At 72.2% G+C, this 13,385-nt stretch carries 11 protein-coding genes; 5 read left to right on the top strand and 6 right to left on the bottom strand.

Translation table 11 applies throughout. From position 1 onward, the window contains the following. Positions 1-4: 4 nt before the first annotated feature. Together ACXVGS_RS02595 and ACXVGS_RS02590 are read right to left on the bottom strand one after the other, a co-directional pair. Entirely contained in the window at positions 5-796 is a 792-nt protein-coding gene (locus tag ACXVGS_RS02595) for an alpha/beta fold hydrolase (protein WP_458529353.1), read from the bottom strand. Then, positions 793-1,602 carry an alpha/beta fold hydrolase gene (locus tag ACXVGS_RS02590; protein ID WP_458529354.1) on the bottom strand — a complete coding sequence of 270 codons (810 nt, stop codon included), beginning with the start codon at positions 1,600-1,602 and terminating at the stop codon, positions 793-795. The genes ACXVGS_RS02595 and ACXVGS_RS02590 overlap by 4 nt, the downstream gene beginning before the upstream one ends. 193 nt (positions 1,603-1,795) lie before the next feature. On the opposite strand from ACXVGS_RS02590, the gene pruA reads away from it, so the two are divergent. Beyond that, positions 1,796-3,424 carry an L-glutamate gamma-semialdehyde dehydrogenase gene (gene pruA, locus ACXVGS_RS02585; RefSeq protein WP_458529355.1) on the top strand — a complete coding sequence of 543 codons (1,629 nt, stop codon included), beginning with the start codon at positions 1,796-1,798 and terminating at the stop codon, positions 3,422-3,424. 72 nt (positions 3,425-3,496) lie between these two features. Here the strand turns inward: pruA and ACXVGS_RS02580 are convergent, their stop codons facing one another. The 3 genes from ACXVGS_RS02580 to ACXVGS_RS02570 are packed head-to-tail and all read right to left on the bottom strand — an operon-like array spanning position 3,497 to position 4,831. Then, positions 3,497-3,988: a DUF2505 domain-containing protein gene (locus tag ACXVGS_RS02580; protein WP_458529356.1), complete on the bottom strand. Its 492-nt coding sequence runs from the start codon at positions 3,986-3,988 to the stop codon at positions 3,497-3,499. Positions 3,989-4,016: 28 nt separating this feature from the next. Then, positions 4,017-4,547: a WXG100 family type VII secretion target gene (locus ACXVGS_RS02575; RefSeq protein WP_458529357.1), complete on the bottom strand. Its 531-nt coding sequence runs from the start codon at positions 4,545-4,547 to the stop codon at positions 4,017-4,019. After that, entirely contained in the window at positions 4,544-4,831 is a 288-nt protein-coding gene (locus tag ACXVGS_RS02570; RefSeq protein ID WP_458529358.1) for a hypothetical protein, read from the bottom strand. The genes ACXVGS_RS02575 and ACXVGS_RS02570 overlap by 4 nt, the downstream gene beginning before the upstream one ends. 78 nt (positions 4,832-4,909) lie before the next feature. On the opposite strand from ACXVGS_RS02570, the gene ACXVGS_RS02565 reads away from it, so the two are divergent. The 3 genes from ACXVGS_RS02565 (at position 4,910) to ACXVGS_RS02555 (ending at position 12,346) form a co-directional block, all read left to right on the top strand. Continuing rightward, a complete protein-coding gene (locus ACXVGS_RS02565) occupies positions 4,910-5,752 on the top strand; it encodes a tryptophan 2,3-dioxygenase (RefSeq protein WP_458529359.1) in 843 nt (280 codons plus the stop codon). Positions 5,753-5,896: 144 nt separating this feature from the next. Next, a complete protein-coding gene (locus ACXVGS_RS02560) occupies positions 5,897-10,768 on the top strand; it encodes an NAD-glutamate dehydrogenase (RefSeq protein WP_458533218.1) in 4,872 nt (1,623 codons plus the stop codon). A gap of 96 nt (positions 10,769-10,864) precedes the next feature. Continuing rightward, positions 10,865-12,346 carry a sensor histidine kinase gene (locus ACXVGS_RS02555; protein WP_458531622.1) on the top strand — a complete coding sequence of 494 codons (1,482 nt, stop codon included), beginning with the start codon at positions 10,865-10,867 and terminating at the stop codon, positions 12,344-12,346. A 24-nt stretch (positions 12,347-12,370) separates the two neighbouring features. On the opposite strand, the gene ACXVGS_RS02550 is transcribed toward ACXVGS_RS02555, so the two are convergent. Continuing rightward, entirely contained in the window at positions 12,371-12,619 is a 249-nt protein-coding gene (locus tag ACXVGS_RS02550; RefSeq protein WP_141787485.1) for a WhiB family transcriptional regulator, read from the bottom strand. Positions 12,620-13,004: 385 nt separating this feature from the next. Between ACXVGS_RS02550 and ACXVGS_RS02545 the strand changes: the two genes are divergently transcribed. After that, a complete protein-coding gene (locus ACXVGS_RS02545) occupies positions 13,005-13,385 on the top strand; it encodes a hypothetical protein (RefSeq protein ID WP_458530259.1) in 381 nt (126 codons plus the stop codon).

Genomic DNA, 13,385 nt, shown 5'->3' with positions numbered 1-13,385 from the left:
AGGCTCAGAACCGCTCTGCCAGCCATGGGTCGACCACGGCGTGGAAGGCTTCCTCCCGGGTCTGGTGCACGTAGTGGTCGGCGCCGGCGACCACCTCGACGGCGATCGCGGGGTTGGCGCACCCGGCAAGCAGCTCGCGCGTGGCCGGCCCGACCAGGCAGCCCTCGTCGTCGCCGGTGAGCACCAGGGTCGGTGTCCGGATGTCCGGCACCAGCTCGGGCCACGGAGTTGCCGGTCGGCCGTTCCCGGAGGCCATCAGCGCGAGGTCGAGGTGCATCTTGGCCCCGACCCACGCCTGGCACTCCTCCAGGGACCACTCCGGGTGGCGCTCGCGAAGCTCGCCCAGCGCCGCCTCGGGGTCGGCCTGGTAGCGGCGGATCAGCTCCACGCGTACGGCGCCGACCTCCGGGCGAGGACCCAGCACGAGCGGGGTGTCCCACGGTGGGTCGATGAGCACCGCCCCGGCGAGCAGGTCCGCGCGGCGCGCCAGCACCGCCGTCAGCGACGCAGCTCCGAGCGAGTGACCGACCGCGACGACGGGGAAGCCATCGGCGGCCAGGTCCTCCAGCACCCGCTCGGCGTCGTCGGCGAACACCTCGCCGGCCCGGTCCACCTCACCCGCAGCGAACCGAGGCGAGGCGCCGTGCCCACGGGCGTCCACCCCGCAGACGCGGTATGCGGTGCCCCACCGGCGGGCGGCCCCGGGCCAGCACAGGCCCGAGTCGCCGTTGCCGTGGAACAGCGCGAGGGTCGGGCCGGCTGCGAGGCCGAGCTCGTGACGCGCCAGGGCGGTCACGACGCCGCCTTGGCGAGCCAGGGGTCGACGACGGCGTGGAACTGCTCGCCTCGGTCGCGACGCACGCAATGGCCGGCCCCGGGCACGACGGCGACCTCCAGGTGGGGGTTGGCCAGCGCGGCGATGTCCGCGTGGGTGCGCTCGTCGACGATCACCTCGCGGTCACCGGTGATCGCGAGGGTCGGCACGGCGATGCGCCGCGCGAACTCGTCCCACGGCAGGCTCGGCCACGCCACCCCGTGGGCGAGGAAGCCGGAGTCGGCCTGCTGCTTGGACCGGGCCCACGGGTCGAGCTCGGCCACGGGCCATGTCGGGTTCTCCACCAGGCCCTTGGCCATCGCGGCCGACAGGTCGTCGCGGAACTCCTGGACCCACGCCGTCCGCTCCAGGGCCAGGCGGTGGACCTCGGCCTCGTCGCGGCGTATGCCCCACGCCGGCTCCTCCAGGACGGCCGCCCGAACCAGGTCAGGGCGCAGCGCGGCGGCAGCGCCGGCCAGCCCGGCGCCCATCGAATGTGCCACGAGCATCACCGGTGACCCGGTCAGGTCCACGACGTCCTCGAGCAGCCCCACAGTGTCCGCCAGCAGCAGGTCGCCCGGGTCCGCCGCCAGCTGGGCGTGGGTGAACCGGGGCGAGGTGCCGTGCCCGCGGAAGTCCACCGCGAACAGGCGGTACGACGGACCCCACCGCCGCACAGCATCCGGCCAGCACAGCCCGGAGTCGGTCAGGCCGTGCAGCAGGACCAGGGTCCCGGCCGCCTCGGCGTCGCCCAGCTCGTGCACCGTCAGGCCTGCGGTCGAGATCATCGGAGGGCCGTACCGGTGAGAGAAGTCACCCGGGCATCGTAGGCGTCGGGGGGTCGGCGCGCGGTCGTGCGGACGGCATACCTGCAAGGAGGTGAGTCTGCCGCTGCGGGCCGCTGTGTGGGAGCGCGCCCGGGACGCGTGCCACCATAGGCGGGTCGTCCACGACCTCTTCCCACAAGGAGCCAGACCCGCGATGGATGCTGTGACCCAGACCCCCGCGCCGGTGAACGAGCCGGTCCTCGACTACGCCCCGGGCAGCCCCGAGCGCGCGACCCTCGAGGTGGCGCTCGCCAAGCTGGGCAGCGAGCGGGTCGACCTGCCCCACACCATCGGCGGCGAGCTGGTCATGGGCGCGGGCAAGAAGATCGACGTGCGCCAGCCGCACGCCCACAAGAAGGTCCTGGGCACCATGCGCAACGCGACGGTGGCCGACGCCGAGGCCGCCGTGAAGGCCGCCAAGGACGCGGCCCCCGGCTGGCGCGGCCTGTCCTTCGACGACCGCGCCGCCATCCTGCTCAAGGCCGCCGAGCTGCTCTCCGGCCCGTGGCGGGCCACCCTCAACGCCGCGACGATGCTGGGCCAGTCCAAGACGGCCTACCAGGCCGAGATCGACGCCGCCTGCGAGCTGATCGACTTCTGGCGCTACAACGTCCACTTCGCCCGGCAGATCCTGGCCGAGCAGCCCCCGGCCAACGCCAAGGGCATCTGGAACCGCACCGACCACCGCCCGCTCGAGGGCTTCGTCTACGCGATCACGCCGTTCAACTTCACCGCCATCGCCGGCAACCTGCCGACGGCCCCGGCCCTGATGGGCAACACCGTGGTGTGGAAGCCCTCGCCGACCCAGCAGCTGGCCGCGTCGCTGACGATGGAGCTGCTCGAGGAGGCCGGCATGCCCCCGGGCGTCATCAACATGGTGACCGGTGACGGGCTCAACGTCTCCAAGGTCGCCCTGGCCGACCCCGACCTGGCCGGCATCCACTTCACCGGGTCGACCCCGACGTTCCAGCACCTGTGGCAGGAGGTCGGCGCGAACCTGCCGAGCTACCGGAGCTACCCGCGCATCGTGGGCGAGACCGGCGGCAAGGACTTCATCCTGGCCCACCCCAGCGCCGACCCCGACGTGCTGCGCACCGCCATGATCCGCGGTGCCTTCGAGTTCCAGGGCCAGAAGTGCTCGGCCGCCTCGCGCGCCTACGTCCCGCGCAGCCTGTGGAAGCAGATCAAGGCCGACCTGGTCTCGATCACCGAGGGCCTGACCCAGGGTGACGTCACGGACCTGTCCAACTTCATGGGCGCCGTCATCGACGACCGGGCGTTCGCCAAGCACAAGGACGCCATCGACCGGGCGCACGCCACGTCGGGCATCAACGTCGTCGCCGGCGGCAAGTACGACGACTCCGAGGGCTACTTCGTGCGCCCGACGGTCCTGGAGATCGACGACCCGTCCGACGAGTCGTTCCGCACCGAGTACTTCGGCCCGATCCTGTCGGTGCACGTCTACCCCGACCGCACCTACGACAAGGTGCTGGACCAGATGGAGTCGTTCGCGCCCTACGGCCTGACCGGCTCGATCATCGCCCAGGACCGCGGCGTGATCGCCGACGCTACCGAGCGCCTGCGCTTCGCGGCCGGCAACTTCTACATCAACGACAAGCCGACCGGTGCCGTCGTGGGCCAGCAGCCCTTCGGTGGGGGCCGCGCGTCGGGCACCAACGACAAGGCCGGCGCCGCGCAGAACCTCCTGCGCTGGACCAGCGCGCGCTCCATCAAGGAGACCTTCGTGCCGCCGAAGACCCACGCGTACCCTCACATGGGCTGAGCCCCGGGAACGCACGACGGGAGGGTATGGCGAGTGGTCGCCATACCCTCCCGTCGCGCTGTGGCAGGCGGGTCAGTCGGCGAGCCAGGCCCGCCCGGTGGTGCGCTCGATGTCGATGGCGGCCTCGATGGCCGGCGCGGCGGCCTTCTCGACCTTGCCGCCGATGAGCGGGATGCGGGCCTTGAGCTCTCCGTCCACGGACTGGGTGGTGCCCTCGCCATGGGGGGCGAGGGCGAGCGTGCCCTGGAGCCCGACCGGCAGGTTGCCGACCGCGACGGTGATCTCGCCCCGGCGGGAGCCGTCGGGCGCGGCCGGGCCCCACGTGTGCGTCTCGGTCACCGGGAGCCGGTCGCCCACCATCCCCTTGACGAAGTCGGGGAACTCATCGGTGGGCATGGTGCGCTTGCTGACGATCTCGGTCTGCTCGCCGCGGGTCGTGATGGACACCTCGTGCTCCAGGGCGCCGGTGGCCTTGGCCTTGCGGTCCTGGAAGTCGCGGTCCGCGAGCATGGCGAAGACCTCGTCAGGGGTGGCGTCGTAGTCGATCGTGGCGCGAATCCTCATGCGGCCCACCGTAGTGGCGTAGCGCGGCTCAGGCTCGCGGCGGTGGCGCATCTCGCAGCGCCCGCGACTGGGCGCGCAGCACCTGGGTCAGCTCCTCGCACGTGCGCTGCAGCTTGGCCCGGGACCGGCCCAGCCCGGAGGACAACCGGTCGACCCGGGCCTGGTGCTCGGGCACCAGCGCGCGGCGGCGCTCGGCCTCCTCGGACGTCGCCGGCCCCCAGGCCTCCAGCACCCGGCCGTCGACGACGCGCAGCCCGTCCCGGGCGGCCCGGTCGGCGGCTCGACGCCCCTGCTCGTGGGCCTCGGCCAGCTCGGTGGCGTAGCGCTGCAGGGCCGCGCCGGCCTGGTCCAGTGCCCGTGCCGTGGCGGCCATGCCGGTCAGCGCAACCGTGACCCGGTCACGCGCGGCCGACCCGGCCGGGCCGCGCCACTGGGCCAGTCCGGCGCCGGTGCGGGCCAGCGTGGCCGCCCGGTCGGTCAGGTGGGCGGCCTCGCGCCGCATCGCGCCCCCGAGGCGGGAGCAGCCGGCCGGGTCGCCGAGGACCACCGGGTCGGTCACGGTGCGCCCTCGTCGGGCGTGGCAGAGCGCTCCGCCGCGGTGTAGCGGGCGGCGGCCTCGCGCAGGGCCCGGGTGCTCTCGCCGAAGGAGTCGGTCAACGCCCGCAGCGTGTCGGCCGCCTGCTCGACGAGCTGGTCGACCGCGTGCTGGGTCAGGGTGTCGCCGGTCTCGACGTAGTGGTCCAGCAGCTCGCCGGAGAGGGCGAAGGCCTCCTCCCGCGCGCGGGCCAGCCGCTCCGAGACCGCGAGCAGCGTGGCGGGGTCGACGCTCGGCTGGGCTGCCATGCCGCCGAGCCTACGGTGTCGGGCCCGCACCGCCCGGGTTACCCACAGGCGCCGGGGTGGCGCGGCTAGGGTGCGCGCATGGATGAAGAGTTCGTGGACTTCTCGAGGCCGCAGCCGGTCATCGCCGAGGGCGCCGAGGGCGACCGCCAGTTCGGGGAGGAGGGGGCGCGGCTCACCTACGGCAGCTACCTGCGCGTCGAGCAGCTGTTGTCCCAGCAGGTGCCCGAGACCAGCCCGCCGGCCCACGACGAGCTTCTCTTCATCGTCATCCACCAGGCCTACGAGCTGTGGTTCAAGCAGCTGCTGCACGAGCTCGAGGCCGCGCGCAACGCCATGGAGGAGGGCCGGCTCTGGTGGGCGCGGCACCTGCTGCGCCGGGTGGGCACGATCGAGGACGTCCTGGTCCACCAGATCGACATCCTGGAGACGATGACCCCGCAGGACTTCCTGGAGTTCCGGCACCGGCTGGCACCGGCCAGCGGCTTCCAGTCGGTGCAGTTCCGCGAGCTGGAGTTCCTCTCCGGCCACAAGGACCCCGGCTTCCTCCAGCGGTTCAAGGGCCTGTCCGCACAGGAGCGCGCGCGCCTCGACCGGCGCCTGGCCGAGCCGACCCTGTGGGACGCCTTCGTCGGCGTGCTCGCCCGGGCCGGCCTGCCCACCGGCGACGACACCGAGGTCAGCGCCAGCCTGGTCACCGTGGCCCGGGACCGGGGCACCTACGGCGAGATCTGGGAGCTGGCCGAGGTGCTGCTCGAGCACGACGAGCAGCAGGCGGCGTGGCGGGCGCGCCACGTGACCATGGTCGAGCGCCAGATCGGCACGAAGTCGGGCACCGGTGGCTCCTCCGGCGCGCCCTACCTGCGCAGCCGGCTGCCGATGCGCTTCTACCCGTTGCTGTGGGAGATGCGCGGCGCGCTGTGAGGTGAGCACGCGGCATACCCGGGCCGGTATGCCGTGTGGCCGCGTCCCCGAACCCGGCCACGTGCGCCTAGGTGGCAGCGCTAGGCTCGGGCCGGGCGCACAACGGCGTGCGCCAGGGCTTATCTGGGTGAGGAAATTTCAGCCATGTCGGCGTCGCTTGAGCAGTCCCGGTCGCAGTTGCTCCGCTCCGCAGCGGAGCTCGCAGAACGGGCGGGGGGTGAGGCGCTCGAGCGGTTCCTGCGCCGGTACTACCGGCACGTCGCCACCGAGGACCTGCTCGCCCGCGCGCCGGAGGACCTCCTCGGCGCGGCCCTGTCGCACAAGCAGCTCGCCCAGTCCCGTCCCGTCGGCACCGCCAACGTGCGGGTCTTCACCCCGACGGTGGAGGAGCAGGGGTGGTCCAGCGGCCACACCGTCATCGAGATCGTCACCGACGACATGCCCTTCCTGGTCGACTCGGTCACCGCCGAGCTGTCCCGCCAGGAGCGCTCGGTCTACCTCGTCGTCCACCCGCAGCTGACCGTCCGCCGTGACGCCGCCGGCGAGCTCGAGGAGATCCTCGACGTCGACAGCCTCGACGACGACGGCTTCGGTCAGGGCGTCGAGTCGTGGATGCACGTGGAGGTCGACCGCGAGAGCGACGAGGACGAGCGCGCGGCCATCGCCGCCGGCCTGTCCAAGGTGCTCTCCGACGTGCGCGAGGCCGTCGAGGACTGGCCCAAGATGCGCAGCACCTGCTCGGAGATCGCCGAGTCGCTCACGGCCCACCCGCCGGTCGGTGTGGACCCCGAGGAGGTCGCCGAGACCCGCCGGCTGCTGACCTGGCTGGCCGACAACCACTTCACCTTCCTCGGCTACCGCGAGTACGCCCTGACCAGCGAGGACGGCGACGACGTCCTGCGCGCCGTGCCGAGCACCGGGCTGGGCCTGCTGCGTTACGACCAGCCGCAGTCGGTCAGCTTCAGCCGGCTCACCCCCGAGGCCCGCGCCAAGGCCCGCGACAACCACCTGCTGATCATCACCAAGGCCAACTCCCGCGCCACGGTGCACCGCTCCACCTACCTCGACTACGTCGGGGTCAAGACCTTCGACGACCACGGCAACGTCACCGGCGAGCGCCGGTTCCTGGGCCTGTTCACCTCCAGCGCCTACACCGAGTCGGTGCTGCGGGTGCCGATCATCGACAACAAGGTCCGAAAGGTCCTGCAGGGCACCGGCTTCACCGCCGACAGCCACTCGGGCAAGGACCTGCTCGAGGTGCTCGAGACCTACCCGCGCGACGAGCTGTTCCAGACCGAGACCGAGGCGCTGACCGAGATCGCGACCGCGGTGCTGCACCTGCAGGAGCGCCGGCGGACCCGGCTGTTCCTGCGCCGTGATGAATACGGCCGGTTCATGTCGTGCCTGGTCTACATCCCGCGCGACCGCTACACCACGGCGGTGCGGCTGAAGATGGAGGCGCTGCTGCGCGCGGCGTTCCACGGCGCCAGTGTCGACTACACCACCCGGGTGTCCGAGTCGGTGCTCGCCCGGCTGCACTTCGTCGTGCGCGTGCGCTCCGGCGAGGCCATTCCCGAGGTCGACGAGGCGCTGCTGGAGCAGCAGATCGTCGACGCGACCCGCACCTGGGACGAGGACCTCGGCGAAGTCGCCCGCGCCGAGCACGGCGAGGAGGCAGCCGCCCGCCTGATCGGGTTGTATGGCAAGGCGTTCCCCGAGGCCTACAAGGAGGACTTCACCCCCCGCGTCGGCATCGTCGACCTGCGCCACATCGAGGCCCTGGAGTCCGCGGACTCGGTGCGGCTCAACCTCTACCAGGAGCCGGGCAGCCCGGCCCAGGAGCGCCGCTTCAAGCTCTACCGCCGTGGCCCGCTGTCCCTGACCGCGGTGCTGCCCCTCTTCACCCACCTCGGGGTCGAGGTCGTCGACGAACGGCCCTACGAGATCGACCGCGCCGACGGCGTGACTGTCTACGTCTATGACTTCGGCCTGGTCGCGCCGCGCTCGGACGCCTGGGCCGGCGGTGTGGGCGACGGGGGGGTGCGCGAGCTGTTCCAGGACGCGTTCTCCGCGGTCTGGGACGGGCGCGCCGAGAGCGACGGGTTCAACGCCCTCGTCCTCGAGGCCGGGCTGACCTGGCGCCAGGTGGTCATCCTGCGCGCCGTCGCCAAGTACCTGCGCCAGACCGGGTCCACCTTCAGCCAGGAGTATGTCGAGGCCGCCCTGGTCTCGAACGTCGCCATCGCCGCGCAGCTGGTCTCGCTGTTCGAGGCGCGCTTCGACCCCGCCGCCGGCACGGACCTGCAGGCCCGCGAGGACGCCCAGCAGGCCGTCGGCGAGGCGATCGAGTCGGCGCTGGAGCAGGTCGCCAGCCTCGACCACGACCGGATCATCCGGGCGTTCCTCGGGGTCATCCGGGCGACGCTGCGCACCAACTACTTCCAGCCCGACGCCGACGGGGCACCCAAGAGCTACGTCAGCTTCAAGCTGGACCCCAAGAAGGTCCCCGACCTTCCGGCGCCGCGGCCGATGTTCGAGATCTGGGTCTACAGCCCCCGCGTCGAGGGCGTGCACCTGCGCTTCGGCAAGGTCGCCCGCGGTGGCCTGCGCTGGAGCGACCGGCGTGAGGACTTCCGCACCGAGGTCCTCGGCCTGGTCAAGGCGCAGATGGTCAAGAACGCCGTCATCGTGCCCACCGGGTCCAAGGGCGGGTTCTTCGCCAAGGCCCTGCCCGACCCGACCGTTGACCGCGACGCGTGGCTCGCGGAGGGGGTCGCGTCATACAAGCTGTTCATCTCGGGGATGCTCGACGTGACCGACAACCTCGTCGGCACCGATGCCGTCCCGCCGCAGCACGTGGTCCGCCATGACGAGGACGACACCTATCTGGTCGTCGCCGCCGACAAGGGCACCGCGACCTTCTCCGACATCGCCAACGGGGTGGCGCAGTCCTACGGCTTCTGGCTCGACGACGCGTTCGCCTCCGGTGGCTCGGCCGGCTACGACCACAAGGCCATGGGCATCACGGCCCGCGGCGCGTGGGAGTCGGTCAAGCGGCACTTCCGCGAGATGGGCATCGACACGCAGAAGGAGGACTTCACCGCGGTCGGCGTCGGCGACATGAGCGGCGACGTCTTCGGCAACGGGATGCTGCTCTCCGAGCACATCCGGCTCGTGGCCGCGTTCGACCACCGGCACATCTTCCTCGACCCCGACCCGGTCTCGGCCACGTCCTACGTCGAGCGTCGCCGGCTGTTCGACCTGCCCCGTTCCTCGTGGGCCGACTACGACAGCAGCCTGATCAGCGAGGGCGGCGGGGTGTTCCCGCGCTCGGCCAAGGCGGTGCCGATCAGCGAGCAGGCCGCGGCGGCGCTCGGGCTGCCGCGCGGGGTGAGCACGATGACCCCCGCCGAGCTGATGAAGGCGATCCTGCTGGCGCCGGTCGACCTGCTGTGGAACGGCGGCATCGGCACCTACGTCAAGGCCTCCTCGGAGTCCCACGCCGACATCGGCGACCGGGCCAACGACGCCATCCGCGTCGACGGCAACGCGTTGCGCTGCAAGGTGATCGGCGAGGGTGGCAACCTCGGCCTGAGCCAGCTCGGCCGCATCGAGGCGTCGTTCGCCGGGGTGCGCGTCAACACCGACGCGATCGACAACTCCGCCGGTGTGGACACCTCCGACCACGAGGTCAACATCAAGATCCTCCTGACCGGGCTGATGCGCGACGGCGACCTGACGCTGAAGCAGCGCAACACCGTGCTGGCCTCGATGACCGACGAGGTCGCCCAGCAGGTGCTGCGGGACAACTACGAGCAGAACGTCCTGCTGGGCAACGCCCGGGCGCAGGAGCACGCGATGCTGCCGGTGCACAAGCGCCTCATCCACTGGCTGGAGGAGCGCGGCGACCTCGACCGCGAGCTGGAGTTCCTGCCCTCGGACAGCGAGATCGACCGCCGCCAGGACGCCGGCCTGGGCCTGAAGTCGCCGGAGTTCTCGGTGCTGGTGGCCTACGCCAAGCTGGCCCTCAAGGAGGACCTGCTGCCGACCGGGCTGCCGGACGACCCGTGGTTCCAGGCGACGCTGACCGACTACTTCCCCGAGCCGATCCGCGAGCACTACCAGCAGGAGCTGGCCAGCCACCCGCTGCGCCGCGAGATCGTCACCAACGCCGTGGTCAACTCCATGGTCAACCGGGGCGGCATCACCTTCGCCTTCCGGGCCTCGGAGGAGACCGGGGCCACACCGGAGCAGGTCGCCCGGGCCTACGTCGTGTGCCGCGAGGTGTTCAACCTGCGCGACTACGTCACCGCGGTGGAGGACCTTGACAACGTCGTCTCCACGGCGACCCAGACCGCGCTCTACCTGGAGTTCCGCCGACTCCTGGACCGCGGGGTGCGCTGGTTCCTGCAGAACCGCCCGGCGACGCTGGACGTGGCCGCCGAGGTCGAACGGTTCCGCGGGGTCGTCGAGCACCTCGGTCCGCAGGTGCCCCAGCTGCTGCAGGGCAACGAGCGCAAGCGGCTCGAGCGCCGGGCCCGGGAGCTGGAGCACGTCGGTGCCCCCGGCGCCATGGCGACGGACGCCGCCGGCCTGCTCGACCGGTTCTCGCTGCTGGACGTGGTGGAGATCGCCGCCGACACCGGCCGCGAGGCCGCGGAGGTCGCGCCGCTGTACTTCGCGCTCTCCGAGCGGTTCGGCATCGACGCGATGCTCGGCCAGGTCACGATGCTGCCCCGCGACGACCGGTGGGACGCCCTGGCCCGCGCCGCGCTGCGCGACGACCTGTATGCCGTGCTGGAGGCCCTCACCAAGTCGGTCCTGGAGGGCACCGAGCCGGGTGAGACCCCGCGGGAGCGGATCGACGCGTGGTCGGCGGCCAACGCCGAGCAGCTGTCCCGGGCCCGGGTGGCGCTCTCGGGCATCCAGCGCCTGGAGCACCCCGGCATCTCGGCACTGTCCGTGGCGCTGCGCACGCTGCGTGGCGTCATCCGCAGCGGAGCCGCCACCGTCTGACGTCGCGCGTGACCGCGGATCGGCAGTCGTGCCAACGGCTTCCGATCCGCGGGCACCTGCGTCGTCGGCGGGCCGCTGCCGACTAGGCTCGCTGGTGTGCCGACCCTGACCGACGTGCTGCGGGAGCAGACCGACCTGACGCCCGCGGACGTCGAGTGGCTGCACCTGCTGGTCGGGGACTGGCAGCTGCTCTCGGACCTGTCCTTCGCCGACCTGGTCCTGTGGGCGCGCTCGCGCGACCGCGGCTGGGTCGCGGTGGCGCACGTGCGCCCCACGACCGGCCCCATGGTGTTCTTCGACGACTACGTCGGGCGCCGGGTGGGCTCGGGCCGCCGGCCGCTGCTGGACCAGGCCTTCGACGGGGTCCGGATCATCCGGGAGCGCGACCCGGAGTGGCGTGACGACATGCCGATCCGCGAGGAGGCCATCCCGGTGGTGCGAGAGGGGCGGCCGATCGCGGTGCTGACCCGGCACACCAACCTCGCCACGATGCGCACGCCGAGCCGCCTGGAGCTGACCTACCTTGCGACGGCCGACGCGCTGGCCCGCATGGTGGCCTCGGGGGAGTTCCCCACCCGGGGGGCCGCCCCGACCGGGCAGCGCCGGGGCGCCCCCCGGGTGGGCGACGGGGTGATCCGGCTCGACCCCGACGGCACGGTCAACTACGCCAGCCCCAACGCGGTCTCGGCGATCCACCGTCTCGGGCACGTCGGCGACGTGGTCGGGTCGTCGCTGTCACGGATCATCTCCGAGGTGCTGCACGACGAGTCCCCGGTCGACGAGGGGCTGCCGCTCGTGACCAGCGGCCGGGCGCCGTGGCGCACCGACGTGGAGACCCGTGGGGCCAGCGTCTCGCTGCGGGCGATCCCGCTGATGGAGGCCGGGCACCGGATCGGCGCGATCGTGCTGCTGCGCGACGTCAGCGAGCTGCGCCGGCGCGAGCAGGAGCTGCTCACCAAGGACGCGACGATCCGCGAGATCCACCACCGGGTGAAGAACAACCTGCAGACCGTTGCCGCCCTGCTGCGGCTGCAGGCGCGCCGGCTGCCCGAGAGCGAGGGCAAGGCCGCGCTGGAGGAGGCGGTGCGCCGGGTGGCGGTGATCGCGCTGGTGCACGAGACGCTCAGCCAGGGCTTCGACGAGACGGTCGACTTCGACGAGATCGCCGCGCGCGGGCTCTCCAGCGTCGTCGAGGTGGCCACCCGCGAGGTGCCGGTGCGCACCGTGCGCACGGGGTCGTTCGGCCGGCTCCGGGCCGAGGACGCGACCGCGCTGGCCATGGTGGTCAGCGAGCTGGTGCAGAACGCCGTCGAGCACGGGCTCGCCGCGCAGGGCGGTCAGCTGACGGTGGACGCCCGCCGCAGCACCGAGGGGGAGGAGGAGGTGCTCAGCGTCACCATCACCGACGACGGCGCCGGCCTGCCGGAGGACTTCGACCCCGGCCGCTCAGGGCTGGGGACGCAGATCGTCACCTCGCTGGTGCAGGACATGCGCGGCCGCATCACCTGGGAACGCGCAAAGCCGCGCGGAACCACGGTGCGGTTCGTCGCGCGGCTTCGTCCTCGCGGGGACGGATGACGTCGTGGGACAGGCTCCCGGGGCTCAGCCGGCCCGGCGGGCGCGGGCGTTGCGGCGCTTGAGGGCGCGGCGCTCGTCCTCGGACAGGCCACCCCAGACACCGGCGTCCTGGCCGGTCTCGATGGCCCACTTCAGGCAGGTGTCCACGACCTCGCACCGTCGGCAGACAGCCTTCGCCTCTTCGATCTGGAGAAGTGCCGGACCGGTGTTCCCGATCGGGAAGAACAGCTCGGGGTCCTCTTCCAGGCAGGCAGCGCGGTTGCGCCAGTCCATCAGGATCGTGCTCCTTGAATCGTGGCCGTGGGTCAGCGTCGTAGGCGTCGGGTCAGGCGTTGGGTGAACGGGGGGCCGTGTCGGTCCATGATCGGCCGCAGGCACAAGTGCCCATGCTACCGAGTCGTAACTTCCGTGTCAGGCCCGAGTCCATTCTTGGGCAGGTGGTGCGTTCTGGCCAACGGATTCGGCCGCTGCCGTGTTCCGGGAGACCAGAGTCACAGATCGCGTGCGCCCGCGACAAGAGCCGTGACTGACATTTGTCGTCCGGCATCTCGCATGGTCACACACCACCCTGTCACGCCGGTCACGGGGGTGTCGTGTGGTGGGGCGCCACCGACGCCGCCATCACGGGTGGGAGGCCCCGCCGGATACCCTCGTCCGCGTGACGACCACCCCCGAGCCCACCATCCGCCGGGCCGCCCGCGTCGCCGCCGGCGTCCTCGTCGTGCAGGCCCTCGCCATCCTCGGCTTCACGGTCTTCTACCTGGTGGAGCTGGTCCGGGGCGAGACCAGCAACAGCAGCCGCGCCGTGATGTCGATGGTGCTGTTCGTCATCGCGATCGCGTTCCTCGGCCTGCTGGCCTGGGGGCTGTGGCACGGCCTGCGGTGGGCCCGGACACCGGCGGTCGTCTGGCTCGCGCTGCTGCTGCCCGTGGCGTGGGGGATGTTCCAGTCGGGGGTGGCGTTGATCGGCGCGCTGGTGCTCCTGACCGCCGTCGTCGGCATCGGCGCCACCGTGCTCTCGGGACGCGAGACCGGCTGA

It is taken from the genome of Oryzihumus sp., from assembly GCF_054325275.1.
Note: the sequence above shows the minus strand (reverse complement) of the source record. Positions and strands in the feature narration are given on the sequence as shown.